The organism is Rickettsia rickettsii, assembly GCF_001951015.1.
Classification (GTDB): Bacteria; Pseudomonadota; Alphaproteobacteria; order Rickettsiales; family Rickettsiaceae; genus Rickettsia; species Rickettsia rickettsii.
This window is the reverse complement of record NZ_CP018914.1, coordinates 509,167-534,127: the sequence shown is the minus strand read 5'-3', so window position 1 is coordinate 534,127 and position 24,961 is coordinate 509,167. Positions and strand designations below refer to the sequence as shown.

Genomic DNA, 24,961 nt, shown 5'->3' with positions numbered 1-24,961 from the left:
TCTTGAACAAATACAATCTTTTTAAAAATCGTAGGGTACTATTGTTATGATATTACGAGTTCTAATTTTTATAGCTCTTTCTTTTAGTCTATCTGCTTGTTTACCTGCTATTTTTACCGCAGCAACCACTACCGGTATTGTTGCTTCAAAAGATCAACCAATATCTGAAACATTAAATGATGCAAGGATTTCTGCCAGCATTAAAGCGGATTTAGTAAAAAATAATTTTAGAGATTTAGGTGCTAAAATAAAGGTTGAAGTATCACAAGGAAGAGTATTATTAACAGGAAATATTCAAAAAGAATCTGATGCGTTAAAAGCCGTAGAAATTGCTTGGAATCAAAAAAGCGTAAAAGAAGTTATTAATGAGTTGAAAGTAAATAAAAACAGTAATCATTTTGACTTAGCCCAATATACTAAAGATAGTATGATAACCACACAAATTAAAGCTAAAAATTTAATCAGAAAAGACATTAAATTTGCTAATTATACTATTCTAACTATAGATAATATTGTTTATTTATTTGGAGTTGCAAGATCAGAAGAAGAGCTAGAAAAGCTTGCTTCTATTGCATCAAAAATAAAAGGTGTTGAAAAAGTTGTGTGTTACGCTAAAATAATGAATAACTTTAACACCAATAATGATAATAGTGAAGAATCATAAATTCAAATTAGACCTCTTGCAGAATGAAGCTAATAAAGAGAAATTTGAAGGAAACACGGCATGTAGCACTGCAGCATACACTTTAGTACGTGAGGATGCGAGTATCGGCTTGACGTATACCGCAGATATTTCAAAAGTTGGAAATCAAATAAGTGGTGAGCCTGCACAGCGTATAAAAATACGTGAACACAGGCGAATCCCGAAATTTGACTTACCAGATCTTAAAGTATCAAAGGTATACAAATTACCTTTAGGAGCAAGTTATGCAAAGGGTTTATTACTTTTGTTAATTTTTTGTTTTGGTCTAAGCGGTTGTAATACCTCAAAAAGATTACCTTATTCCCACAAATATTCTTACAAAGAATTATCAAAAGATGATCCTCATAATCTAACTTATAAAGGACATTATAAAGTCGGTAAAAATTATAAAATACAAGGAAAGACTTACAAACCTCACAACCCTAAATCTTTTACCGAAACAGGTTATGCCTCATGGTACGGTGGACTTAAAGACGGTTTTCACGGTAAAAAAACAGCTAATGGCGATAGATTTAATAGAAATTTATTAACTGCTGCACATAAAACTCTTCCACTCCCTTGCTTAGTTAAAGTTACCAACAAAGCCAATAATAAAGCAGTAATTTTAATGGTTAATGATAGAGGCCCTTTTAAGAAAAATCGTATAATAGATGTTTCTCAAAAAGCGGCTGAAATTTTAGCATTTAAAAATCAAGGTATAACTAAAGTAAAAATAGAATATTTACCTAATGAAACTGAGAAATTTCTAAAAAATATTAATCTAAAAAAACCACAAAGTAAAACTTTAGCTCAAAACTCTAAAAAATCTTCATCTAATAACGTTACAAACAACAATAAATGTAGCGTTAATTGTCATATAAAACTTATAAATTTAAAGTATAAATTGGCAGTAACTCCTTAAAAGCTGTGTGAATATTAAATCGTCAATAGTCGTAGGCGTTGTTGCATGGCTCGATTTTTAACGTCATTGCGAGGAAATTACGTAAGTAATTGACGAAGCAATCTCAGGAGTTTTTGTATTACCTCATGAGATTGCCACGACCACTTTGTGGTCTCACAATGACGATACATATCAACTACGTATATTCTTTTTCTTTATTATTTTTGATTTAGCTTTTGTAGTAGATTTATTATTAGAGGCAAGCTTGATTGCAGGTTTAGAGACTATAGGCTTAATATTAAAATGCTGATCTAATAGCCCCATCATCTTTTGATCACGAGATTCGGCACTTTTACCGCCTGTAACAACGGCAATCAATGATTTACCGTTCCTAGAAGCAGTAGTTACTAAATTATAACCTGCCGGTGTATGAAAACCTGTTTTCATCCCTTCTGCACCTTGATAATTTTTAGTAACCCTATTATGTCCGTTTACTACATTTCCACGAAATACAAAGCTGGTTTTAGCAAATAACGGATAAAATTTAGGATAATCTCTCTTCAAAGCCATAGCAAGTTTAGCTATATCTCTTGCGGTAGTTTGCTGCAATGGGTCATGCCAACCTGAAGCATTTTTAAAATAGGTATTCTTCATACCGAGCTGTTTAGCTTTAACATTCATTAAATGAGCAAAAGCTTTCTCTGAACCTTTCATGCCCTCAGCAACCGTTACAGCAGCATCATTAGCAGATTTTATAATTAATCCATTAATTGCCTCTCGAACAGTTATAGTTTCCCCTGCTTTTAAACCCAGCTTACACGGTGGCATTTTTGCAGCTTTTGCTGATACAAGTAATTTTTTATCTAAAGGTAACTTACCGGCTTCAATTGCTTCAAACATTAAGTATAGAGTCATTAGCTTAGTTAAAGAAGCGGGGTAAATCCGAATTTGTGAATTATGGGCCTGCAATACTTTACCGCTTTTTGCATCAATTACTAAACTAGTTTGAACAGGAGGCTTAGGGGTATTTCTTACGGCTTTTTTTGCTTCGCTTATAGGCGCAAAGAAAAATGTTACGACAAAAATATAAGGTAATAAAAATTTCCTAAACATTTTAAATAAATAAAATATTATTCAAATTAAACCAAATGTGATTTTTCGTCATTGCGAGGAAAAATTAAAAATTTTGACAAAGCAATCCAGTAAAAAATGCATAACATTTTTTTATTATTTTCCTAGATTTTCATGCTTCCTATGGTCGCTCGCAATGACAATGAAAATAATACTTACTACACATTAACCTTTTTATTAAGATACATTAATATAAACAAAGCAGGCAAGGCTAAAATTATAGTAAAGAGGAAAAAACCGTCCCAGCCCATCATATTTACAAGTTTTCCAGCATAAATAGTGACAGTATTGTTACATAAACTACTAGCACTACTAAGTAAAGCATATTGTGTTGCGGAATATTTTTTATTACATAAATTACCTATATATCCGACTAAAGCAGTAGCACCCATAGCGGCAGCAAAATTCTCTATAGTAATAGCAATTAATAAAGCTTCAAAAGAAGGAGGCTGATGATTAAGCCAAATAAATGCAAAATGCGTTAAGCTTTGGGCAATACCGGTAATAATCAAACCTTTAAAATTCCCCACCCTATACATTACAATACCACCGACAAAACCGCCGACTAAGGTTGCAATCAATCCATAAAGTTTAGCTATTATTGCTATTTCGCCTTTTGTATAACCAAGCTCTATATAAAAAGGTGAGGCAACCGCTCCAAGCATAGCATCGCCTAATTTAAAAAATATTACCGCAAGTAAAATAGTTGCAGCAAATTCTCTTTTGAAAAAATCCTGGAAAGGATTAATTACTGTAGAAATCCATGAAGTAATAGAAATAATATTAACTTTTTCTCTTACTAATTCTTTTTCGTTTACGGTTATTATAAATATCGTTGCAACGGCAAATATTATAGCTATAACACAGAAAGTTAGTTGCCAATTATTTCCAGTTATTTCTGCAAGGTACAAAGCACCTGCCCCTGTAATAAGCATACCGATTCGATAACCGAATACAGCGGTTGCACTAGCTATGCTTTGTGTTTCTTGATCAAACTTATCTATACGCAACGCATCAACGGCAATATCAAACGTGCTAGATAAAAAGCCTAATAATATAGTCAAAAAATATAAAGAAGTTAAAGAAACTTCAGGATTTGCCTTGCTCATAGCAATTAGTACTAAAGCCATTAAAGAGCTACATAATATAAGCCAGCTTTTGCGATGTCCCCACCTACTTAAAAAAGGTATTTTAAAATTGTCGACTAGAGGCGACCAAAATACTTTTAACGAATATGATAACCTTGCAACCGCAAAAGTAGTAATAACGGCGATATCTATACCGGATTCTTTTAACCATACTGCAAGAGTAGAAAAAATTATAACCAGCGGCATACCGCTCACTATTCCTAAAATAAATATTTCAAATAATCGATAGTCTTTAAAAATCTTGGTAATACGCATTGTGATATTTCATTAAATCGTCATTGCGAATAGGGGCATAGTCCCAACTTGACAATCTAGGAAAATAATAAAAAAATGCTATGCATTTTTTACTGGATTGCTTCGTCAAAATTTTCAATTTTTCCTCGCAATGACGAAAATATTAGTGTTGCAATAATAATTAATAAATATAAGCTATTTACTTTATAAATCAACCATTTTCTCTTAACTCCTTATTATACAACCTATAATATTCATCTTTATTCTTAAGCAATTGTGTATGAGTTCCTTGTTCACAAATCTCACCGTTTTTCATGACGATAATATTATCAAGATCGGTAATACTGCTTAAACGATGCGTAATAATTAAAGTGGTTTTTCCTTGGCGTAATTTCTTTAACGATTCTAGAATTTTCTGTTCGGAAGCTTGGTCTAAGCTGCTTGTTGCTTCATCCCAAATTAAAATAGGGGCATCTTTTAAGAAAGCTCTAGCAATAGATAAACGCTGACGCTGACCGCCTGAAAGAGTCGTCCCCTGCCCCCCTATCTGCGTGTCGTAACCATTCGGCAGATGCATAATAAACTCATGAGCATCGGCATATTTTGCTGCTCTAATTATTTCTTCTCTTGTAGCGTTGTCCTGACCGTATGCTATATTTTCTGCAACGCTTGTATCAAATAAATGAGTATCTTGAGTAACTAAGGAAATCTGACCTCTAAGTGAAGTAAGCTTAATATCTTTAATATCATGATTATTAATTAAAATTCTTCCTTCATTTGGATCATAAAAACGCACTAATAAATTACTAAGCGAAGTCTTAGCACTACCTGAACGCCCGACAAACGCAATAATTTTATGAGGCTCTAGCCTTAAATCTATATATTTTATAGCTATTTTACTCTCAAACCTTAAAGCTAATTTTTCAAAAGTAATTTGTGGATTATATAAATCTACGTCTTTAGCATCTGCATGATCTTTAATAAGAGGCTCGGTATCCAAAATACTAAATACCCTCTTAGCTGCTGCTATTCCTTCTTGCAAATTAATATTTAACGATACCAAACTTTTAAACGGTCTATAAGCCGCTGCAAAAGAAGCCAAAAAAGCAAAAAGAGCCCCTGGCGTACTTTTCCCCTCCAGGACTAGATTACCTCCATACCATACCATCCCTCCAACTGCAAGACCGCTTAAACCCTCCATAATCGGTGCAACCATCGCATCTAGCTTAGATGTTTTTTTGTAGAACTCTAAAATATTATTAATAATCAACGATGCTCTATTACTTTCTATTTGTTCGCCTACAAAAGATTTAATAATCTTAATTGACTGAAATGTTTCATCAAGCCGAGAGGTATAATGCCCAAGCTCTTCTTGTGACTGTGCAAATATTCTTCTTATCTTTCTACCCATCCTTTGCACCGGATAAACAGCTAAAGGGAAAACAAGAAAAACTACGCAAGATAATAGCGGTTCTAAATGAAACATTGTTGCTATTAAACATACTACAGTTAGGAAGTGTTTAGCACATCCGACAAGTAAGTTAGAAACAGCTCCACGCATCAAAGAAATATCATTAGTAAAACGAGATATTAAACGTCCTGAAGATTGGTTTTGAATAAAAGAAATATCGGCAAATAACAAATGCTCATACATTTTTATCTGTAAATCGTTTAGTACCCTCTGCCCAACAAATTTTATTAGATAATTCTGATAATACTCTGAAATTCCTTTTATAACAAAAGTTACAGTAAGCACTATGGGCATTATTATAAGCATTTTCTTATCATGCGTTAAAAAAACCTTATCAATAATAGGTCTAGCCGCATGTACGATCACTGCCGTACAAAGTGCTGCAACAACCATACAAAATATCGAAAAATATATTTTATTTGCGTAAGGTTTAATATGATCTTTTATCAGCCTTTTTATAACATCTGCGGCTGTGTAGTTATCATTTAAATTATTGTTATTCATTCTCGTTAAAAATATTAAATTGATGATGTGATTGATTCGGTACAGACATTTTCAAATGCTCAAAAGCGGCAATCGTGATTACCCTACCTCTAGGAGTTCTTTGTAGTAAACCTATCTGTATAAGATAAGGCTCTATGGTCTCTTCAAGTGCATCACGTTGTTCAGATAAGGCAGCTGCAATCGTTTCAATGCCGACAGGACCGCCGTTATAATTATCCGCTATGAATTTTAGATAACGATAATCATTGCTATCAAGTCCTATGCGATCAACTTCCAAACGATTTAACCCAAAATCAGAGACTTCCTTATCTACTCTTGATTTACCTTCAACTGCTGCAAAATCTCTTATACGACGAAGCAATCTTAATGCAATTCTTGGCGTTCCTCTACTTCTTTTAGCTATTTCTTCAGAACCTGAATCGGTCAAATCAATATCAAGTAGTTTACTTGCTCTATTTAGAACTTTTTTCAATTCCTCAGTATTATAAAAATTTAGCCGCATAGGGATACCGAACCTATCACGCAAAGGATTACTAAGCAGCCCGAGGCGTGTGGTAGCACCGATTAAGGTAAATTTCGGCAAGGTTATTTTCACTGACCTTGCAGCAGATCCTTCACCGATAATTATATCAAGCTCAAAATCTTCCATAGCAGGATATAAAACCTCTTCAACCGCAGTATTTAAGCGGTGGATTTCATCAATAAATAATACATCGTTCTTTTCAAGATTGGTAAGAATAGCAGCAAGATCAGCTACCTTAAGTATAGCAGGACCGGAGGTGGATTTAAAATTACCGCCGATTTCGTTAGAGATAATTTTAGCAAGCGTAGTTTTACCAAGCCCGGGCGGACCGTAAAATAAAGTATGATCCAGATGCTCATTTCGAGATTTTGCAGCCTTAATAAATACCGAAAGATTTTCTTTAATCTGCTGTTGACCGACAAATTCTTGCAAATATGATGGCCTTATCGGCAATTCTTGATCATTTTCACTTTTTTCAGGTGATAATATATTAGTCATTATATTTGATTTAAAATAATGACTAATAATAGCCAAAAAATAGTTTTATGCTATAAATTATTTTAGACTTTTATATTAGCCCTCTTCATAGAAACTAGTTACCCCTGCTCTCAGTTTATCTAAGGTTTCAAAAAATTTGTCTGTATCAGTGACGCCTAAGTTTTGTAATGCTTCTTTAAGGTAATTTTGATTTAATCCTTTATATAACTTGAAATAATGGCCAAATATCTCATTTGATATATTATATTAGGATTTTCATAATAATTTTTCAAAACTTCTGCTACATCTTTTAGAGTAAGGTTATTTTCATCAGTTATTTCTGTAATTTGTGCGTCCAATTCTTGTCTATCTTGAGATTTCATGCCTATCTTATAACCTAAAATATTACATCCAATTAAGCTTTTATTCTCTTTTATAGAATCCGATAAGGCTTTCTTTGATTCCTCGCTTACTTCTGTACTTAATGAAAAATTCAATCCGGCAAGTTTAGTATTTTTAACAAATGAGGATCAGGCAGGAACATTATTATCAAAAAATATCCCACTTATATCTAAAGCGCTTATTTTTGTTTTGTTTACTCTTAAGGTATCTAAAAGAACATCTATCTTATTAGCATTATTCAAAGCATTTATAAAACTAATGTCGGTAATGCGGCATAGCGGATCTTTCAAAAATTCAGCAAATAACTTTATTGATTTTAAACTCCACACAAAACTATCAGTGCTTAAGTACTTTATAGTAGCGTCTCCTTGTAAAGCATTAAATAACCCATTTTAAAGCATCTTCAGGAATTTTAGAGTATCCAGCAGCTGCAAATACCGGTGATTGTGGTACAAAATTAACCTCGGTAATACTTAAAGTAGCAGGGTCTTTCTATAGCTCTTTTAATATTTCTTCAGCCTTTATTTTTCCTAAATATTCTATTAACTTGGACATATATTTTACCTATTAATTTTAGTAATTAATTAATATAAAATAACTGCTAATTTATCAACTAAAATTAGAATTTCGATTTTTCAGGGCTGTTTTGATTAATTCATCAATAGAGATTTCGGGATTTTGGGTAATGATGCCTTGAACAGCGTTTTGAGCTTCAAATCTAGAAAATCCTAGATTTACTAGAGCTTTTATTACTTCATTACTTGCAACGGGTGTGATATTCTTAATATTTAAGCTCTCTTTAATAATAGCTGAACCGCTTGATATTTTCGCTACTTTACCTTTCAGCTCTAGCACTATACGTTCAGCAAGTTTAGCCCCTACTCCGGATATTGCTTTAAATATATTTTTATCTTCATTATTTACAGCAATTTGAATATCTGAAGGTGTAAGGCTTGATAAGATAAATAAAGCCATTCTTGTACCTATACCATTTACTGATTGTAGTAAATTAAAAAAAATCTTCTCTTCTAGAGTCAAAAAACCGTAAAGATGAATATGTTCTTCTCGAACATGGGTTTCAATAAATAGTTTATAAAACTCCCCTTCAGCAAGTGTACCTAAAGTTTTACCTGAAGCATAGACTAAGTACCCTACCCCGTTTACGTCAATTATAACGTAATCATCGCCTTGGGAATCAACTTTACCACTTAATTTACCGATCATATATTTACTTTTTCTTTTTACTATATATTAAAATTAGTGTCGGTAAAGCGGTAATAATTGCTGCTAAGATGTAATGCATAACAAACGGTCTATCCATCATATGACACTTCCCATCATTAGGAATAGTTTGAGCCAAAACCATATAAGCAACTATTATCGTCACTACTAATATATAGACCGGTAAAAAACAAATATTTTATAAAATTTTTCATGTTAATCTCTTTTTGAATCAGTGATATGATGTTATTCCTGCGAAAGTAGAAATCTAGGGGTAAAGCAAGATAAATCGAGCTTTTAAAAAGCTTTAAAGTACTGGATTCCGGCTTTCGCGGAAATGGCATCAGAGGTTTTTTCTTCTCTTAAGTTAACACTCATACACGAAAGCGGGAATTACATTAAAAACTACACAAACTTATAATAAGTTTGATTCTTATCCCCTTTACTTATTAAAAGTTTACGCTCTAAACCATATAACAAATCTCTACTAGCCGTTGCCGTAGAAATACTTTTATGTACAGTAATATAATCTTTTCTAGAAAACCATTGATCTATTAAATTAACCTTAGCAAATGCCATTCTAGATAAAGGCGTATTTGCCTCATATGTAATATTGTTACTATATAATCTTAATGCTGCAACTATTTTATCAAGCATAAACTCGATAAATAAGGTCGATTCACCAAGCTTATCACACTTACTTAAAACATTATAATATTCACTTTGATTATTCCTTATCAAACTTTCAACGGAAATATACTCAAAAATTTTATTAGCTTGCATTAGTAATAATTGTTGCCATAATCTACCGATTCGTCCGTTACCGTCTGAAAAAGGATGGATAAATTCAAACTCATAATGAAATATACAAGCTTTAACTATTCCAGAAATTTGCTTATCTTGTGCTATAAACTCAAATAAATCCTGCATTAATAAAGATACACGGTGTGCCGTAGGGGCAAAATATATAATCTCTGTGCCTTTAAATATAGCGGCATTACCTTTACGCCACTTTCCGTTATCTTCTACTAATCCTTGCATTAATATCTTATGTGCTTTTAATAATGATTCAATTTTGAAGGGATTAAATATAGTCAGATTATTGTATAGTTTTATAGCATTTTTTACTTCTACAATATCTTTTTCAGGTGCGAGTACACGCTTGTCGTTTATTATATCGGTTATCTGCTCTACGCTTAAACTATTTCCTTCAATTGCTAAAGAAGAATAGATGGTTTTAATTTGATTATTTTTTCTAAGTTTTATAGGTTGAGAGTAAAGCTTGCTACCGGCTACAATACCAAGCTCATAAGAAATATCTTGTGATAACTCCAAGATTTTATTAGTTATTTGAAAAGACGGTTTACTATTCATTATATGATAGTATCATATGATACTATCATTGTCTACGAAGAATATTTTTGCTATATCATGCCCATAGGGTATTAGCCTTATTGCATGACTCCAAAATCGTCATTGCGAACAGCCGTAGACTGCGGCGTGGCAATCTCATGAAATAATAACAAACTCCTGAGATTGCTTCATCCATTGCTATGCAATTTTCTCGTAATGACGTATATCTCTTTATTTTACAATACACTCATTAGACTACCTACCTCAATATCTTCTATAACACCACTTTTACGATCTTTTAATTCAACAATATTATTTGCGGCTTTTTTAGGACCAATTATAATTTGATGAGGTGAGCCTATAAGATCATGCGTTGCAAATTTACTGCCTGGACGTGCTTCGGTATCGTCATATAACACTTCTATATTTTTATCTGATAGCTCTTTATAAGCCATTTCCGCAAGCTCTACGCATTTACTATCATGAATATTTAAATTAATTAGAGAAACTTTGAAAGGAGCAACGCTAGAAGGCCATATGATACCTTTCTCATCGCAATTTGCTTCTATGATAGCAGCAACTAACCTTGAAATGCCTATGCCGTAAGAACTCATTTCTATAGGAGTTAGTTTACCATACTCATCATTAATAAGTGCATTCATATTAACCGAATATTTTGAGCCTATATAAAAAATATGCCCGACTTCTATTCCTTTACTGCTGGTTATTTCTTGTTCAGATATAGGTAATTTATTTACTTCATATTTTTCTTCAGCTGCTGCGTACCAACTTTTAATTTCCTCTACATCGATATCAGGATTATCTTTTAATATCTTAAATTTTTTATCGTAATAAATAGTACTTTCACCAGTTTCAGCGATTATATGAAACTCATGGCTTAAATTGCCACCGATCGGACCGTTATCGGCAATAACAGGGATAGCAAACACGCCTAAATCCCTGAAAGCATTGATATAAGCCTTATACATTTGATTATAGGTTTTAACAGCATTTTCTTCATTTATATCAAAAGAATAAGCATCTTTCATTAAAAACTCTCGTCCTCTCATAACACCAAAACGAGGTCTAATCTCATCACGAAATTTCCATTGGATATGATAAAGATTTTTCGGCAAATCCTTATATGACTTAATATTATGACGAAAAATATCCGTAATCATATCTTCGTTAGTAGGACCAAATAGTAAAGTGTTATCGTGGCGATCTTGAAATTTCAGCATTTCTTTACCGTAGTTATCAAAACGTCCTGATTCCATCCATAAATGTGCCGGCTGAATGCAAGGCATTAGAACTTCCAAAGCTCCCGCTTTATTCATATTTAAGCGTACTATATTCTCGATATTCTTCAATACTTTTAAGCCAAGCGGAAGCCAAGTATAAATCCCTGCTGCTTGCTGCCTAATCATTCCGCTTCTAAGCATTAATTTATGCGAAGTTACTTGAGCTTCACTTGGCTCTTCCTTTAACACAGGTAAAAAATATTTTGATAATAACATATTTTATTTACTTTCTTGCTATATTTATAATCATTTATTTGGTTATCCCGTGGCTTGACCACGGGATCCAGTTTTTTTTAATTTTTTTCTAGATACCGCAATCAATTCGTGGTATGATAAAATGACTGGATTCCCGCTTCCGCAGAAATGACATTAATAACGTATCACCTTTTAGCAGTAAGGTTTAAAAACTCATGACGATATTTCTGCTGTTCGGCAAATATACCCGTATAATGCATGGTATTCATAACGCTATTATCTTGCATTACGCCACGCATTGACATACAGCTATGTACGGCAGAAATCTTAACGGCAACGCCAAGCGGCTTTAAATTCTCCTGCACGCTTTCTGCTATCTGTACCGTCATTTTTTCTTGGATTTGTAGTCTTCTAGCAAAAATATTTACTATTCGTGCTAGCTTACTTATGCCGACAATACAATTATCAGGAACATAAGCTATATCTACTGTACCGTTAAAAGGTAATATATGATGTTCACAGAAAGAGGTAAATTTTATATTCAGTAAGATAAAATCTCGAAAATTACAAGTTTCATAAAACTTGGTATTTAATATTTCTGCTACATCCTTTCCATAACCGGAAAATATTTCTGCGTAGCTATTAATTACTCTATCAGGCGTTTTAAGCAACCCTTCTCTGCTTGGATCTTCACCAATGAATTTTAGTAACGTTCTTACTGCCTCTTTAGCTTCTTCTCTAGTTGGTTTACTCATGTGCTAGTTTTATACTTTTAAAAAACATTACTTTAACACAAATATATACAAACATCAAGCCGCCTACTATAGCAATAACCCCTCCTCCGCCCATCATTCCCATTAATAGCTTAGCTGACATCGGCATTACACTATTTGGGTCTTTCCGCATAACACCGTAACTACCGGCGAATGCTAGACCTAGTATGTGCAGAATCTGCCCGAATGTTAGGAGGTAAAATGTAAAATTAATAATATTGTCATTGCGAGAAGGCACGAAGTGCCGACGCGATAATCTAGGGAGTTTTTGTATTACCTCATGAGATTGCCACGCTCTTTTTAGTCGCTCACAATGACGTTGATACCTCCCAATACCCAAATAACTACACCCCATACAAGCAATGCTAATCCCTACTATAGACCCGTGATAATGAGCAGGAATTGCTACATTTATACCTGTGATATTCATTGCTATAAACCCGCCAAGTAAGAATAAAGTAATAGAGCAAAGTAAGATGGTTTTGATTACTCTGTCATTTATTGTAACCGTGTCATCCCGCGGGATGACAAATACCCACACCAACTCAACCCCCATACCTATTAAACATAAAACAGGAGCAATACCGCCTAGATATTTCATATGATTTGTATAGAATACTTTGAAGGCTCCATCGATAATATCATAAAATATATGACCGAAAAGTGTAAGAATTCCGAAAATAAAATTTAAATAAAGTAAGAAAAGATAGAATTTTTGACATTTTACTTCTCTAGCTATTAACTCTCTAAATAAACTAACCCAAATAAATATTAATATTTGAGTATATATAAATTGCAGTAAATGACCTCCGCTCCAAAAAAGTAATTCATAATAAAATTCTATCTCGATTGGAATAATTTGAATGATGTTTTGCAAGCCATTATAAGACCATCCAAAACAAACAAAACTTAAAATAAACATTATAATAGTCGATAATACGGTAAAATTCACTAGACTATTTAAGTTCGTCCAATCGAAGAAATATAAAATATTTATAGCGTACAATAGCAACGTAATACCAAATAAGCTTAACCCCACAATAAATACGATATTTTCAAGCATCGGTATATAATTATTCATCACCGGATTATGCCCGGCTATTGGGGAGATGACGATTAGAAGAGTAGCTAGAAAAGCAAGTTTGGGGTAAAGGCGAAACACGTCATTGCAAGCGAACGTAAAGAGCGTGGCAATCTCAGAAATTTTGTATTGTTTCATGAGATTGCCGCGTCGAGGCTTTGCCTCTCCTCGCAATGACGTTGCACCCCCCCAAACACTAGCCGTCACTGACAATAACCAAATCAATACCGATAAATTAACATGAATAATTAAAGCAGATTTGAAAATATGCGGATTTGGGAAAAAGCGTGATAATTGCGGGGTACGTAGTACCACCAAAATAATTGAATATAAACCCGCAAATCCCAAGGATAAAATACCAAGCTTAAGCCAAGAATTAGTTAAGCTATTATTTTGTAATTGATTGGTAGAATTCATAACTACAGGTAAATATTAAATATAATCTACAAATAGCTCACGGTATTTAAATAAGCAATATTTTTTTATTTGCTTTAGAAGCTAACATACGATATTAATAAGTCAATCCAGAGTTAATAGTTAGATATGACTAACCACCTGCGCATCGGTATCGGTATTTTAATCTTTGAATAATAGGAATGAAATTTTATTAGGTAAACATATTTAGTTCCCATGGTGAGTCTAGTTATGCTCCTGTCGGTGGACATTTAGAATTTGGAGAAACATTTGCAGAATGTGCTATCCGTGAAGTTTTAGAAGAAACAAATCTGATCATTGAAAATCCACAATTGATAGCGGTGACTAACGATATTTTTGAAAAAGAACAAAAGTATTACATCTTGATTTGCCTTAAAGCTCATTGTTTAAATGAGCATGAATTACAGAATCTTGAGGGTCATAAAGTAGAAAGCTGGTAGTGGTTTGCTCTTGATAATTTACCCTCTAACCTTTTTCTACCTCTAAAAAGACTCATTGAGAAAAAATGTTATTTATATAAAAAAAAGTATTGATTAACTAAGTTTATCTAATTTTAAATATCCAGACGCGTATTTGTGTAAAACACTAGCAATAAGAGTTTGATAAGACATTCTTTCTTATGCTGCAATTCTTTTTATATGATTTAAATCGTATAACGGCAATCTAATATTAATTCTTTCCAATTTTTTAAAAAAAAATTAGCTGCGGCAATTTTAGCTATATTTTTTCGCTCTCTAGTTCTTTTTTAGGCAACTCTAAAAGCTCATCTTGTTCAAAATAATCTAGTATTTCTTGTTCTTTTTCAGTAAATTTGTATTTTTTCATAATCTAATCCTTAGCTTGACAATATCATCCTAACTTAGCAATTTTAATAGATCACCTTGATTTATAATTATGATAATACAGATTTTATTGTTGTAGCGGATTGAATGGTGGGTTTGAGAAGACTTGAACTTCCGACCTCACGCTTATCAGGCGTGTGCTCTAACCAGCTGAGCTACAAACCCACAGTGTAGAAGTATGGTGAGCTCGCCGGGATTTGAACCCGGGACCCTTTGATTAAAAGTCAAATGCTCTACCGACTGAGCTACGAGCTCTTAAATATACTGCATATATTCAAAAATTATGTTTTACTTTATCGCCGAAAAAGGCTAATCTGTCAACAGTTATTTTTTAATTTAAACTTAGGAAGTTTATGCGGCATCAGGACGTGGCTATAATTATCCCCTCAAGGCTAAGTTCAACTAGGCTTAAACAAAAACCGCTGCAGCTTATCGGCTCTATAACTTTAATCGAGCGGGTATTCAAACAAGTAAATCAAGCGGGCCTTGAGCATACATATGTTGCGACCGACTCGGAAGAGATAGCAAGCGTTATTACAAAAGTCGGAGGAAAAGTAATATTCACGGATAGTGCTATCCCAACCGGTACTGATCGTACTTATGAAGCTTTTAAATTAATTCCAAATAATCAAAACATTAATTACATAGTTAATGTACAGGGAGATATGCCTTTCATTGAACCTAGCTCTATTTTGAAAATTATAGAATATTTAAAAAACAGCAAATACGATATTGTTACACCGATAGTAAAAGTAGATAGGGAATCAGTGAAAGCTAGTAGTAATGTTACCGTAGTGGTTGACTCGGCGGGGACAGCATTGTATTTTTCGCGTAGTCTTATTCCAAATGGTGCAGAAGAATTTTTATACCATGTAGGCATGTATGGTTTTCGCAAAAACGCTTTAGAAAAATTTGTATCTCTTAAGCCAACTTTTTTAGAAAAAACAGAACGTTTAGAACAATTACGTGCCCTTGAAAACGGCATGACTATAGGTACATGTTTAGTAGAGAATGTTCCTATTTCCGTAGATACGGAAGAAGACTTAAAAAAAGCAGTAAAATTTTACGAAAATATTAGTAAACTAGGTTTATAATAATGGTACATTTCATTTTTGTTACCGGCGGCGTTGTTTCATCACTCGGTAAAGGTCTAACGGCAGCATCTCTTGCTATGCTATTGCAAGCGAAAGGTTTTAGAGTAAGTGTACGAAAACTAGACCCTTATCTTAACATTGACCCGGGAACTATGAATCCTCATGAACATGGTGAGGTATATGTAACCGATGACGGAGCAGAAACCGATCTAGATCTTGGACATTATGAACGTTTTACCGGAGTTTCCGCATGCAAATTTGATAGCATCACAACAGGTGCGATATACTCAAAATTACTTAAAGATGAACGTTTAGGAAATTACGCCGGCGTTACTGTTCAAGTCATCCCGCATGTTACAAATATAATAAAAGATTTTATACTTTCAAACACCAAGGGTGTGGATTTTATTATTTGTGAAATAGGCGGTACAGTCGGTGATATTGAAGGTCTACCGTTTTTTGAAGCTATAAGGCAAATTGGTAACCAATTAAAAAGCGAAAATTGTTTATTTATTCATTTAACATTATTACCTTATGTTAAAACCGCCCGTGAATTAAAAATAAAACCTACCCAACACTCAGTTAAAGCATTACGCGCTATAGGTATTTCACCTAATATACTAGTGTGTCGTGCAGAACGTCACATTTCAAAAGGCGCAATAGATAAAATATCTTTATTGTGTAATATAAAATCTGAGTATGTTGTTCCGGCAATAGATCAAAAAAATATATATTTAGTACCGATTGCATATCATAATTCAGGTCTTGATAATAAAGTATTAAAATTTTTTAATATTAATATCATGCCATCTAAATTAGATAAATGGTATGATATAATTAATAGGCTAAAAGATTCTAATTCAAAAGTAAGAATCGCTATAATAGCTAAATATCATAAATTAAAAGATGCTTATAAATCAGTAATCGAGGCACTTAATCATGCAGGTATTTATTACAAATACAAAATTGATTTAGTATGGACAAATGCTGAAAATCTAACTGAAGAGAGTATTAATAAAAAATTATTAGATATAGATGGGATTTTAGTACCAGGTGGATTTGGAGAACGGGCAACTAAAGGGAAAATTATAGCAATAAAATATGCCCGTACTAATAACATACCTTTTTTTGGAATATGTTTCGGTATGCAACTTGCGACGATCGAAATAGCTCAGAATTTAATCGGTATTAAAGATGCAGTAACGGAAGAATTTAAAGTAGACGGTACAAAAATTATTGAGAAAATAAATAAAAACTGTGAAGACTCAAAAATAACAATTGAAAATGTAAAAAAGACTATGAGGCTCGGCTCTTATCCTTGTAGTTTGGTCGCAAATACCATTGCAGCAAATGCTTATAAAAGCCTTGAAATAAATGAGAGACATCGTCATAGATATAAATTTAATAATGAATTTCAAAATATTTTTGAAAAACACGGAATAGTATTTAGCGGTTTTTCAAAAGATGAAGAGATTGTAGAAATAATTGAACTACCGCTACTGCGTTGGTTCGTAGGAGTACAATTTCATCCGGAATTTAAATCTAAACCTTTTGAAGCTCATCCGTTATTTATTCAGTTTATTAAAGCAGCGATTGAGTATAACAAATGTAATTAACAACAATATATGAGACTATTTTAAAAAATCTTGACATAGTTTTTATTATAGTCTAGGGTGCAAAAAAATAATATAGCCGGACAGTTTCTAAAAAGCGTTTGAGGCCATTCCCGCATATGCGGGAATGGCCTCTAAAGCTCTAAGCCTTGCAAAAACATAACATTTTTAAAAACTATCCGGTACTCAAAAAATAAGCTCATAGTAAATCAATGGATAGCGTGGATTCTAATTGCACAATTTGGAATAAAGCCAGAAACAGTAAATTTAGGGATATAGTATGGCCGATTAGATCGTATGAATTAACCAAGTTCATCCCGATGGCTTTACTAATGTTTTTTATTCTACTTAATCAAAACTTAGTTCGTAGTATTAAAGATAGTTTTGTTGTTACCTTAATTAGCTCGGAAGTATTGAGCTTTATCAAACTTTGGGGCGAAATGCCGATGGGAATTTTATTTGTTATTTTTTATTCTAAACTCTGTAATATTATGACAACAGAGCAAGTTTTTAGGATAATTACCAGTACTTTTTTATTTTTCTTCACAATTTTTGGTTTTATTTTATTTCCGTACAGAGACTTTTTTCATCCCGATCCCGAATTAATTAAGCACTATATCACTGTTCTTCCTCACTTAAAATGGTTTTTAATAATTTGGGGACAGTGGAGTTTGGTATTATTTTATATTATGGGAGAGTTATGGCCGGTTATAGTCTTTACGCTTTTATATTGGCAGCTTGCAAATAAAATTACCAAAGTCGAAGAAGCACCAAGATTTTACTCATTTTTTACTTTATTCGGACAAACTAATTTACTCATCTCAGGAACCGTAATTATTTATTTTGCTAAGAGTGAGCATTTCTTATTACCTTTATTTTCTCATCTAAACGATACAAATGAAATTCTTTTAAAATCATTTATTACGGTTATTTTAATATCCGGATTAATTTGTTTAGCTCTTCATAAACTTATTGATAAATCAGTCGTAGAAGCTGACAAAAATATTAAATTTAAAAACCAAAGAACGGATATATTAAAATTAAGCTTGGTCGACAGTGCAAAAATAATATTAACTTCTAGATATCTCGGTTTTATTTGTCTTCTTGTAATGTCTTATTCTATGAGTATTAGCCTAATAGAAGGATTATGGATGTCCAAAGTAAAGCAACTCTATCCCGCTACAAAGGATTTTATAGCCTATCACGGTAAAGTGTTTTTTTGGACGGGAATACTCACGTTAGTTAGTGCGTTTTTAGGCAGTAGTTTAATTAGAATATGCGGCTGGTTTTGGGGAGCTATTATAACACCGATTATGATGTTTGGAGCAGGTGTTATGTTCTTTTCATTCACGGTTTTTGAAAATCACCTAGGAAATATCGTAAATACTCTCGGCTATAGTGCACCGCTTGTCGTTATAGTTTTTATCGGCGGACTTTGGCATGTACTTTCTAAATCCGTAAAATATTCACTTTTTGATGCTACCAAAGAAATGGTATATATTCCGCTCGATAGTGAAATGAAGACCAAAGGTAAAGCTGCAGTTGATGTTATGGGTGCTAAAATCGGTAAATCAATAGGTGCTATTATTCAATTCATATCCTTTAGTATTTTCCCGAACGCCATACATAACGACATAGCCGGTTTATTGATGTTTAGTTTTATTATCGTATGTCTATTATGGCTATATGGCGTGAAAGTTTTATCAAAATATTATAATAAGATGATACAACGTTGATAAGGATATCCATTCCTGCGAAGGCTTGCTTGCGTTGATACCTATAATCTTCATGAGCTACGTAGGCGTTGTCGCATAACTCAGAAAAGGCGTACGATGTCATTCGTAGCTCAATATTGTTGCGTAAACCAGTAAAATCCCCTGTGTCATCCCGTGGTTTGACCACGGGATCCATAAAAACAATAAACAATAATAATTCTAGTATTTTTCACTGGATCCCGCGATCAAGTCGCGGGATGACATCGGAAACATTGATCCACGCAACAAGGCCCGAAAGCGGAGATCTAGCACAATAACTTCAAATATCGATATAGAAGTTATTTATTAAAAAAATAAACCTAAAAAAACAAATTTTTTATAGGTTTTACTAGATTTCCGCCTACGCGGGAATGATATAAAACGATCCATGTATACAATGCTGAACAGAAATGACCAGTGCTTTTCAAAAATTGCTTGATGCTATGAATCAAACTACTGTATTTTGAACATCCTCTCCTATTAATCCTTGATCAAGCAAATCAAAAGCCTCATCCAAGCACTTATATACTGCATTTTCTTGAGCTACTTCCAAATAATTTTCGATTAACCATAGATTTTGACAATAATAACAAGTTGAGCTTTTAAACCATCACTCTATTGATTTTTAATATAATCTAATATTATTTTTAAAACAGCTTGGCTACTATCCTTTGCTTTTTCATATTTATTTTTTAAGCGCTGTAATCTGTCAACATATATTCTTAACGTCTCTACTTCTTTACTTTGATATATTAAGCTCTCTATTTTTTCAATTTGTTTTATTAACCGCTCTGCCTCTTCATATGGTTCTTTAAATTGTCTTACTAAATTTGCTTTTGTAAAATTAATATTAGCATTGTTATGCATTAATAGTGAAAGAATAATTTTGTTTTCTACTAAGTTACGACATATTCAAGTAACATTTTGGCTTTTTTAAAATTACCTGTAACCTCTAAAGCAGTATCACCATTCTCATATTGTATATTAAGATCAATACCTTTTTGCAGTAACTCTTTAAGGTCTGCTAAGTCAGTTACATAATGTATGGTACTTTTGTTTTCTGGGCTATCCACCGTATCAAAACTAACATCTTTACTGTTTTACTATTAAGACTATTGTTAATACTAATGCGTAAATCATGAAACATTTCTGGAGCGGTTTTACATTCTTTTGCATTACTCCCCTTTCCTATACAAGATTAAAAATATTTATTAACTTAGAAATTTTAGGCATAATTATTTTTTTTAGTTATTTTATTAAAATTCCATGTTTCATGGTATTTTTGACTCGACATTATATTAATATATTTTAATAAAGTCAATGTGAATGGTTAATTTTTATGAATTCACCAATTAACAATATAATTTAAAAATTCTTTTTTCTTGAACCTATTTGTAATATAGTAATAGACATATTTAATATTTGTAGAGGGAGTAATGAAACAACATCCAAAAATCTCATTAATAGGTAGCGGTAACATAGGTGGTACACTTGCTCACTTAATTAGCCTTAGAGAACTCGGCAATATCGTGTTATTTGATGTGACTGAAGGAGTACCGCAAGGAAAAGCATTGGATCTCATGCAAGCCGTTACAATAGCCGGGTCTGATATCAAAATAAAAGGCACAAACGACTATAAAGATATTAAAGGATCTGATGCCATAATTATTACTGCCGGTTTACCAAGAAAACCAGGAATGAGTAGAGACGATTTAATTAGCATTAACACCGGTATTATGAAAACGGTTGCAGCAAATGTTAAAAAATACGCTCCTGATGCCTTTGTAATAGTAATTACCAATCCACTTGATGTTATGGTATATGTCATGCTTAAAGAAAGCGGATTGCCTCACAATAAAGTAATCGGTATGGCAGGAGTACTTGACTCATCAAGATTTAATCTTTTTCTTGCTGAAGAGTTTAAAGTATCGGTTAGCAATGTTAATAGCATGGTTCTCGGCGGTCACGGCGATGCTATGGTACCTCTTGCAAGATATTCTACAATATCAGGCGTGCCGATACCTGACTTGATAAAAATGGGCTTATCAAGTAATGAAAATATTGAAAAAATAATTGATCGTACTAGAAACGGCGGCGGTGAGATTGTTGCATTACTTAAAACAGGTTCTGCTTATTATGCTCCTGCAGCCTCAGCAATAGAAATGCTTGAGTCATATTTAAAAGATAAACGTCAGATTCTAACTTGTGCCGCTTATTTACAAGGTGAGTACGGGGTACATGATTTATATGTCGGAGTGCCTATTATGATCGGTAAAGAAGGTGTGCTAAAAGTAATAGAACTGCAGTTAACCACAGAGGAAAAAGCACTATTTGATAAATCAGTCGAAGGCGTTAAAAAACTCATTGAGACGATAAAATAAATGATAAAATTATATTATTGAAGCACAAATGCAATAAGATTTAAAATATTGAATTAATACTAATTATTAGTATTGTTAATTGAACATAAATGGTATTACATTTTGGTTTATTTTTATTAATAGAGGGAAATTATGAAACATAAGAATGAATTAGACCGGCTAATAAGAAATCTTTATTTAATAAAAAATACTAATTTAAATAATATTTTAGAAACAAATAAACTAGCTATAACACGTACAACTAATTTTATAGAAGCTCTAATAAACAAAATAGACCCTAGAACGCCGGGACCGTATGTTTCTCAACAACAAGCTAACTTCAAAGTAACAAATGATAAAAATATACAGGGTACTAGTAAAGAAATTTATTTAAAAAATCTACCTATTAGTATTGGTAAAGTTGAAGGCTTTAAGGAAGACGGAAAAGGTAGAAAAACAAAGGCTCAACTTGATGTCCTAATATCCACTTCAGATTTTTCAGCATGATTAAGACTAAGTAATTCATTACCGATCACTAATGAGCAAGAACTAGAAATAAAGGGCAATATTAATCTATTGCAATTGATGGAAGAAGTTGTTCAGAAAGTAGGGGAAAAGAGCTTAAATATAAAGCAAGATAAAAAAGTACTTACCTCACAAAAAACGAACAAGCTATAACACACGGTCAACAAAAAGTAGCACTTAGTCTTAAAGAAGAAATAATCAAGTTAAGGGAAGCATTTCAAGAAACAATCAAAAATCCAACTAATAATGAAGAATTTAATAAGACATCACAAGAAATTTTAGGTTTGATTAATAATATCAACGCTCATCAACCATTTAGATTACAGGCAGCTAGAAATAAAATCCTAAGTAGCGGAGAAAGCCCTAATACTAAAAATATAAAAATAGAGGGATTTTTTCTTGAACAACATGCATTGGATAAATTTCAAGAATTACAGCGAGAGATTACAAAAAATAAAAGAGCCTAGAGAAAAATTATATGAAATGAAAAATTTTTATGATGTGATTAATTCATTAGATAAAAATATCATTCTAGGAGTAATGCAAGAGAAACAAAAAGTGCAAGAGATTATAAGAAGTAAATTTTTATACCTTGATAATGCCTGGGATTTTTCAGATGGTTTACAAAATTTATTTGAGAAGTTAAAAAATAAAGAAGCGACAGGGGAAAAAGAACTTATAGAAGCTTCTAAAAATATACTCAGCAAAAGTATATAAGTAAATAAAAATTACTTCCGTAATACTAATAATTCAAGCGAATTAGATTTACAATATAAGATGTTGTTAAGATAATATCTCGCAAAATATAAAGGAGGCTCTAGTCTTATATGCCAGAAGTAATAACAATAACAAGATTGATATATTATCTAAAGAATTAGCAAATAAATTTATATCAAATTTAATCAAGCAAAATGAATCGTTACTACAAAAAGAAACAGGTAAATATTCTATTTCTTTAGAAACTATACCTGAAGATTCTATGTTATCACCGGCAATAGTACGGCAATAGTACATTCCTCAACAGAACTTTTTGCAAAACTAGAAAATTCATTCAATGAACTAGCACAATTCACTGATAAAATATTAATAGATACCGGCAAATCTTATGTACAACAGGCAAATATTAATCCTCAATCTAATACCGTTTCTAGATCTTCTTCTATTGATTCAGGAATAGCCTCAAGTCAAGAAGAATTATCTACCACATTTGGAAAAAGCAGCGCTACTAATTTAATTGAAGCTCTTGATTTAGTACAAGCGAAAATTTTATCAAATTTAAATATAGCAAAAGATAAGTTCACTGTAACAAAAGAACTACAAAAATCTATCCAACAAAAAGAAGTACGCAATGAAAGACTTACTCAAGAAGAAATAGATAATATTTATAAGACACTAGGTATATTTGAAGAAATTAAGGAATATGAAAAGAGCGACAATTCACGTGTTCCTCGTTTACTAAATAAAAATTACTATACGCTAACTGATCCTAGTGAGGAGCGTAGAAGCGATAATATCGCTTTAGAGCAGGATGATACTGGAATGCTAACTACTGATACTGATTTAGAGTGGGATGACACCGGAATACTGCCTCCTGCCCAAAATAGTGCCCTTTCAGATAAATTAAAAGAAGCAGTAGATGATTATATATCTGAGCTACAAAATGAAAAGCTATCTAAAGATACATCCCCGAAACAAGTTGAGGCAATAACTCATCCAATGCAGGAAGCAATAACGACTCCTCCTGCTCTTTCCTGGAATACTCATCCTATATTCGATGATACAATAAAGTTCTTAAAGAGGTTTAAAGAAGAGATCGATAAATTTCCACAAGATTATACTAAAGTCTCTACCATACCTCTATATTGAAATAATGTTAATAGCAATTGAGGAAGAAGTGAATTTTTAGCAAGTATGGTATCGACTTCTCAACAAGATGAGAGAATTAATGATATAGTAGATAAACTTCAAAAAATTTCTACTAATTGTAGTAAGATACGTAATAATGATGATAAATTTAATAAAGAGATTAAAGCATCTTTTGTAGAAATTAATACCACATTAAAAAATATAATGGAATATAAAGGACCCGAAATAGAATATTTAAATTCCAATATAGAAAAAGTTTAAAAGAATTTATCTAATTTAGAATCTTTGACTGATGAATTATCTAAAAATACATCTCCGAAACATATTAAGCAATCAACCTAAAATATCTACAGGAGCAGTTACCGGTATAAAAGATAGAATAGCAAAATTTGAAGCAGACTCTGACAGCAAAATCAAAAAATACTGGACAGAAGAAAAGAAACAGACTGTAGAAAAACAACATGCAAATACTCAATCTGACCATATAACTCCTCAGAAAAATTTTGAGTTTGACAAGCTAGGTAAAGAAATTAAAGAGAATAGTACCAAAAATTTAATAAACAAATTTGAAAAAGGCTTTGATAGTAAAACAACAAGATACTGGACATCACCGGCGGGATAGGATAAATGGGAGGAAGAAACACAGAAAGGTATAGGAAAAGAGAATGAACTAATAAGACCTCGTACAAAATTTGCAATAGAACATTCTAAACATACTCAATCTAAAGAGCCTATATATAATCCAACTCCTGAAAAATTGAATATTAACGAAATAACTCACGATTTAAAGCTAAAAGGCAATACAAAAAACTTAAAAGACAAATTTGAAAACTTAGCAAAAGAAGCGAAGCAAATTGGGACACAAGCACAGCCAAGCTCCAAATCTTCAAGTAGTCCTAGCATAAAACCTACAGGTTGCAGTAAAGACGGAAGAAATATATAAGGCAATTGATGTTATTCTTGTTTTTGGGTCTTGTTGCATGGCGCGTTTATGTCATTTCCGCAGAGGCGGGACTCCAGTAAAACACATAAAAAAACAAGTTTTTTATGTGTTTATTTTGTCAAATATATCAAT

The 24,961-nt window shown here is 32.5% G+C and carries 27 protein-coding genes, 2 tRNA genes and 2 pseudogenes; 14 read left to right on the top strand and 17 right to left on the bottom strand.

What is annotated here, in order from left to right; translation table 11 throughout:
• The first annotated feature begins 46 nt into the window (after positions 1-46).
• Together BTU51_RS03090 and BTU51_RS03085 are read left to right on the top strand one after the other, a co-directional pair.
• Positions 47-664, top strand: coding sequence for a BON domain-containing protein (locus tag BTU51_RS03090; protein ID WP_012262355.1), 618 nt, complete (start codon positions 47-49; stop codon positions 662-664).
• Positions 642-1,604, top strand: coding sequence for a septal ring lytic transglycosylase RlpA family protein (locus BTU51_RS03085; protein ID WP_012150736.1), 963 nt, complete (start codon positions 642-644; stop codon positions 1,602-1,604). The genes BTU51_RS03090 and BTU51_RS03085 overlap by 23 nt, the downstream gene beginning before the upstream one ends.
• Before the next feature lie 171 nt (positions 1,605-1,775).
• Here BTU51_RS03085 and BTU51_RS03080 read toward each other — a convergent pair whose 3' ends face one another.
• The 12 genes and pseudogenes from BTU51_RS03080 to BTU51_RS03020 form a co-directional block, all read right to left on the bottom strand.
• Positions 1,776-2,696, bottom strand: a complete 921-nt coding sequence (locus tag BTU51_RS03080) for a D-alanyl-D-alanine carboxypeptidase family protein (protein ID WP_012150735.1) — start codon at positions 2,694-2,696, stop codon at positions 1,776-1,778.
• 176 nt (positions 2,697-2,872) lie between these two features.
• Positions 2,873-4,117: an AmpG family muropeptide MFS transporter gene (locus BTU51_RS03075; RefSeq protein ID WP_012150734.1), complete on the bottom strand. Its 1,245-nt coding sequence runs from the start codon at positions 4,115-4,117 to the stop codon at positions 2,873-2,875.
• A 190-nt stretch (positions 4,118-4,307) separates the two neighbouring features.
• Positions 4,308-6,071 carry an ABC transporter ATP-binding protein gene (locus tag BTU51_RS03070; protein WP_012150733.1) on the bottom strand — a complete coding sequence of 588 codons (1,764 nt, stop codon included), beginning with the start codon at positions 6,069-6,071 and terminating at the stop codon, positions 4,308-4,310.
• Positions 6,064-7,092 carry a Holliday junction branch migration DNA helicase RuvB gene (gene ruvB / locus BTU51_RS03065; protein ID WP_012150732.1) on the bottom strand — a complete coding sequence of 343 codons (1,029 nt, stop codon included), beginning with the start codon at positions 7,090-7,092 and terminating at the stop codon, positions 6,064-6,066. The genes BTU51_RS03070 and ruvB overlap by 8 nt, the downstream gene beginning before the upstream one ends.
• 191 nt (positions 7,093-7,283) lie before the next feature.
• On the bottom strand, positions 7,284-7,568 hold the full coding sequence (locus BTU51_RS09190) for a hypothetical protein (RefSeq protein ID WP_012262350.1): 285 nt from the start codon (positions 7,566-7,568) through the stop codon (positions 7,284-7,286).
• A 33-nt stretch (positions 7,569-7,601) separates the two neighbouring features.
• Positions 7,602-7,763 (bottom strand): hypothetical protein, encoded by a 162-nt coding sequence (locus BTU51_RS03055; RefSeq protein ID WP_237183018.1) that lies wholly within the window; start codon positions 7,761-7,763, stop codon positions 7,602-7,604.
• A gap of 319 nt (positions 7,764-8,082) precedes the next feature.
• Entirely contained in the window at positions 8,083-8,697 is a 615-nt protein-coding gene (ruvA, locus tag BTU51_RS03045; RefSeq protein ID WP_012150729.1) for a Holliday junction branch migration protein RuvA, read from the bottom strand.
• 4 nt (positions 8,698-8,701) lie between these two features.
• Positions 8,702-8,909, bottom strand: a pseudogene (locus BTU51_RS03040) (Holliday junction ATP-dependent DNA helicase RuvA).
• Positions 8,910-9,099: 190 nt separating this feature from the next.
• The gene (locus tag BTU51_RS03035; RefSeq protein ID WP_012150727.1) at positions 9,100-10,068 is read right to left on the bottom strand and encodes a Fic family protein; all 969 of its coding nucleotides are present in this window, start codon (positions 10,066-10,068) and stop codon (positions 9,100-9,102) included.
• A gap of 215 nt (positions 10,069-10,283) precedes the next feature.
• A complete protein-coding gene (gene proS, locus BTU51_RS03030) occupies positions 10,284-11,564 on the bottom strand; it encodes a proline--tRNA ligase (protein ID WP_012150726.1) in 1,281 nt (426 codons plus the stop codon).
• 164 nt (positions 11,565-11,728) lie between these two features.
• A complete protein-coding gene (gene folE / locus BTU51_RS03025) occupies positions 11,729-12,298 on the bottom strand; it encodes a GTP cyclohydrolase I FolE (RefSeq protein ID WP_012150725.1) in 570 nt (189 codons plus the stop codon).
• Positions 12,291-13,814, bottom strand: a complete 1,524-nt coding sequence (locus BTU51_RS03020) for a cbb3-type cytochrome c oxidase subunit I (protein ID WP_012262348.1) — start codon at positions 13,812-13,814, stop codon at positions 12,291-12,293. The genes folE and BTU51_RS03020 overlap by 8 nt, the downstream gene beginning before the upstream one ends.
• Positions 13,815-13,980: 166 nt before the next feature.
• Between BTU51_RS03020 and BTU51_RS09915 the strand changes: the two are divergent.
• Positions 13,981-14,272 (top strand): annotated as a pseudogene (locus BTU51_RS09915) (nucleotide triphosphate diphosphatase NUDT15).
• Between the two features lie 490 nt (positions 14,273-14,762).
• Here the strand turns inward: BTU51_RS09915 and BTU51_RS03010 are convergent.
• Positions 14,763-14,839: transfer RNA gene (locus BTU51_RS03010), tRNA-Ile, on the bottom strand.
• Between the two features lie 14 nt (positions 14,840-14,853).
• Positions 14,854-14,929, bottom strand: a tRNA-Lys gene (locus BTU51_RS03005).
• Positions 14,930-15,027: 98 nt separating this feature from the next.
• On the opposite strand from BTU51_RS03005, the gene BTU51_RS03000 reads away from it, so the two are divergent.
• The 3 genes from BTU51_RS03000 to tlc2 all read left to right on the top strand — a co-directional run bounded on the left by BTU51_RS03000 (position 15,028) and on the right by tlc2 (position 19,117).
• Positions 15,028-15,768, top strand: a complete 741-nt coding sequence (locus tag BTU51_RS03000; RefSeq protein ID WP_012262346.1) for a 3-deoxy-manno-octulosonate cytidylyltransferase — start codon at positions 15,028-15,030, stop codon at positions 15,766-15,768.
• A gap of 2 nt (positions 15,769-15,770) precedes the next feature.
• Complete coding sequence (locus BTU51_RS02995; protein ID WP_012150721.1) at positions 15,771-17,384, top strand: CTP synthase; 1,614 nt, start codon at positions 15,771-15,773, stop codon at positions 17,382-17,384.
• A gap of 209 nt (positions 17,385-17,593) precedes the next feature.
• Positions 17,594-19,117, top strand: coding sequence for a nucleotide exchange transporter Tlc2 (gene tlc2 / locus BTU51_RS02990; protein ID WP_012150720.1), 1,524 nt, complete (start codon positions 17,594-17,596; stop codon positions 19,115-19,117).
• 633 nt (positions 19,118-19,750) lie between these two features.
• Here tlc2 and BTU51_RS02980 read toward each other — a convergent pair.
• Together BTU51_RS02980 and BTU51_RS08140 are read right to left on the bottom strand one after the other, a co-directional pair.
• On the bottom strand, positions 19,751-20,002 hold the full coding sequence (locus BTU51_RS02980) for a hypothetical protein (RefSeq protein ID WP_012150719.1): 252 nt from the start codon (positions 20,000-20,002) through the stop codon (positions 19,751-19,753).
• Between the two features lie 29 nt (positions 20,003-20,031).
• Complete coding sequence (locus BTU51_RS08140; protein WP_012150718.1) at positions 20,032-20,208, bottom strand: ankyrin repeat domain-containing protein; 177 nt, start codon at positions 20,206-20,208, stop codon at positions 20,032-20,034.
• A 363-nt stretch (positions 20,209-20,571) separates the two neighbouring features.
• Here BTU51_RS08140 and mdh point away from each other — a divergent pair, with 363 nt between their 5' ends.
• The 4 genes from mdh (at position 20,572) to BTU51_RS02955 (ending at position 22,737) form a co-directional block, all read left to right on the top strand.
• Positions 20,572-21,516, top strand: a complete 945-nt coding sequence (gene mdh / locus BTU51_RS02970) for a malate dehydrogenase (protein WP_012150717.1) — start codon at positions 20,572-20,574, stop codon at positions 21,514-21,516.
• A gap of 132 nt (positions 21,517-21,648) precedes the next feature.
• A complete protein-coding gene (locus BTU51_RS02965) occupies positions 21,649-22,002 on the top strand; it encodes a hypothetical protein (protein ID WP_012150716.1) in 354 nt (117 codons plus the stop codon).
• Between the two features lie 302 nt (positions 22,003-22,304).
• On the top strand, positions 22,305-22,487 hold the full coding sequence (locus tag BTU51_RS02960; RefSeq protein WP_230453526.1) for a hypothetical protein: 183 nt from the start codon (positions 22,305-22,307) through the stop codon (positions 22,485-22,487).
• Positions 22,488-22,503: 16 nt separating this feature from the next.
• Positions 22,504-22,737 carry a hypothetical protein gene (locus tag BTU51_RS02955; protein ID WP_230453525.1) on the top strand — a complete coding sequence of 78 codons (234 nt, stop codon included), beginning with the start codon at positions 22,504-22,506 and terminating at the stop codon, positions 22,735-22,737.
• 66 nt (positions 22,738-22,803) lie between these two features.
• On the opposite strand, the gene BTU51_RS08795 is transcribed toward BTU51_RS02955, so the two are convergent.
• A complete protein-coding gene (locus BTU51_RS08795; protein ID WP_012150714.1) occupies positions 22,804-23,034 on the bottom strand; it encodes a hypothetical protein in 231 nt (76 codons plus the stop codon).
• A gap of 525 nt (positions 23,035-23,559) precedes the next feature.
• On the opposite strand from BTU51_RS08795, the gene BTU51_RS02945 reads away from it, so the two are divergent.
• The 4 genes from BTU51_RS02945 to BTU51_RS02930 all read left to right on the top strand — a co-directional run bounded on the left by BTU51_RS02945 (position 23,560) and on the right by BTU51_RS02930 (position 24,829).
• Positions 23,560-23,886, top strand: a complete 327-nt coding sequence (locus BTU51_RS02945; protein ID WP_012150713.1) for a hypothetical protein — start codon at positions 23,560-23,562, stop codon at positions 23,884-23,886.
• 45 nt (positions 23,887-23,931) lie between these two features.
• Positions 23,932-24,147 carry a hypothetical protein gene (locus BTU51_RS02940; protein WP_012150712.1) on the top strand — a complete coding sequence of 72 codons (216 nt, stop codon included), beginning with the start codon at positions 23,932-23,934 and terminating at the stop codon, positions 24,145-24,147.
• A gap of 31 nt (positions 24,148-24,178) precedes the next feature.
• Positions 24,179-24,508 carry a hypothetical protein gene (locus BTU51_RS02935; protein WP_012150711.1) on the top strand — a complete coding sequence of 110 codons (330 nt, stop codon included), beginning with the start codon at positions 24,179-24,181 and terminating at the stop codon, positions 24,506-24,508.
• 135 nt (positions 24,509-24,643) lie between these two features.
• Positions 24,644-24,829, top strand: a complete 186-nt coding sequence (locus tag BTU51_RS02930) for a hypothetical protein (protein WP_012262343.1) — start codon at positions 24,644-24,646, stop codon at positions 24,827-24,829.
• The last annotated feature ends 132 nt before the right edge of the window (positions 24,830-24,961 follow it).

Coding starts and splice junctions, on each gene's coding strand:
- tlc2 (WP_012150720.1), top strand. CDS start 17,594: ATGGATAGCGTGGATTCTAATTGCACAATTTGGAATAAAGCCAGAAAC.
- mdh (WP_012150717.1), top strand. CDS start 20,572: ATGAAACAACATCCAAAAATCTCATTAATAGGTAGCGGTAACATAGGT.
- ruvA (WP_012150729.1), bottom strand. CDS start 8,697: ATGATCGGTAAATTAAGTGGTAAAGTTGATTCCCAAGGCGATGATTAC.
- BTU51_RS02965 (WP_012150716.1), top strand. CDS start 21,649: ATGAAACATAAGAATGAATTAGACCGGCTAATAAGAAATCTTTATTTA.
- folE (WP_012150725.1), bottom strand. CDS start 12,298: ATGAGTAAACCAACTAGAGAAGAAGCTAAAGAGGCAGTAAGAACGTTA.
- BTU51_RS03000 (WP_012262346.1), top strand. CDS start 15,028: ATGCGGCATCAGGACGTGGCTATAATTATCCCCTCAAGGCTAAGTTCA.
- BTU51_RS02980 (WP_012150719.1), bottom strand. CDS start 20,002: ATGCATAACAATGCTAATATTAATTTTACAAAAGCAAATTTAGTAAGA.
- BTU51_RS03085 (WP_012150736.1), top strand. CDS start 642: ATGATAATAGTGAAGAATCATAAATTCAAATTAGACCTCTTGCAGAAT.
- BTU51_RS03075 (WP_012150734.1), bottom strand. CDS start 4,117: ATGCGTATTACCAAGATTTTTAAAGACTATCGATTATTTGAAATATTT.
- BTU51_RS02995 (WP_012150721.1), top strand. CDS start 15,771: ATGGTACATTTCATTTTTGTTACCGGCGGCGTTGTTTCATCACTCGGT.
- proS (WP_012150726.1), bottom strand. CDS start 11,564: ATGTTATTATCAAAATATTTTTTACCTGTGTTAAAGGAAGAGCCAAGT.
- BTU51_RS08795 (WP_012150714.1), bottom strand. CDS start 23,034: ATGTACTATTGCCGTACTATTGCCGGTGATAACATAGAATCTTCAGGT.
- BTU51_RS03020 (WP_012262348.1), bottom strand. CDS start 13,814: ATGAATTCTACCAATCAATTACAAAATAATAGCTTAACTAATTCTTGG.
- BTU51_RS02955 (WP_230453525.1), top strand. CDS start 22,504: ATGAAAAATTTTTATGATGTGATTAATTCATTAGATAAAAATATCATT.
- BTU51_RS03035 (WP_012150727.1), bottom strand. CDS start 10,068: ATGAATAGTAAACCGTCTTTTCAAATAACTAATAAAATCTTGGAGTTA.
- ruvB (WP_012150732.1), bottom strand. CDS start 7,092: ATGACTAATATATTATCACCTGAAAAAAGTGAAAATGATCAAGAATTG.
- BTU51_RS02935 (WP_012150711.1), top strand. CDS start 24,179: ATGAATTATCTAAAAATACATCTCCGAAACATATTAAGCAATCAACCT.
- BTU51_RS02940 (WP_012150712.1), top strand. CDS start 23,932: ATGGTATCGACTTCTCAACAAGATGAGAGAATTAATGATATAGTAGAT.
- BTU51_RS03080 (WP_012150735.1), bottom strand. CDS start 2,696: ATGTTTAGGAAATTTTTATTACCTTATATTTTTGTCGTAACATTTTTC.
- BTU51_RS03090 (WP_012262355.1), top strand. CDS start 47: ATGATATTACGAGTTCTAATTTTTATAGCTCTTTCTTTTAGTCTATCT.
- BTU51_RS02945 (WP_012150713.1), top strand. CDS start 23,560: ATGCTAACTACTGATACTGATTTAGAGTGGGATGACACCGGAATACTG.
- BTU51_RS03070 (WP_012150733.1), bottom strand. CDS start 6,071: ATGAATAACAATAATTTAAATGATAACTACACAGCCGCAGATGTTATA.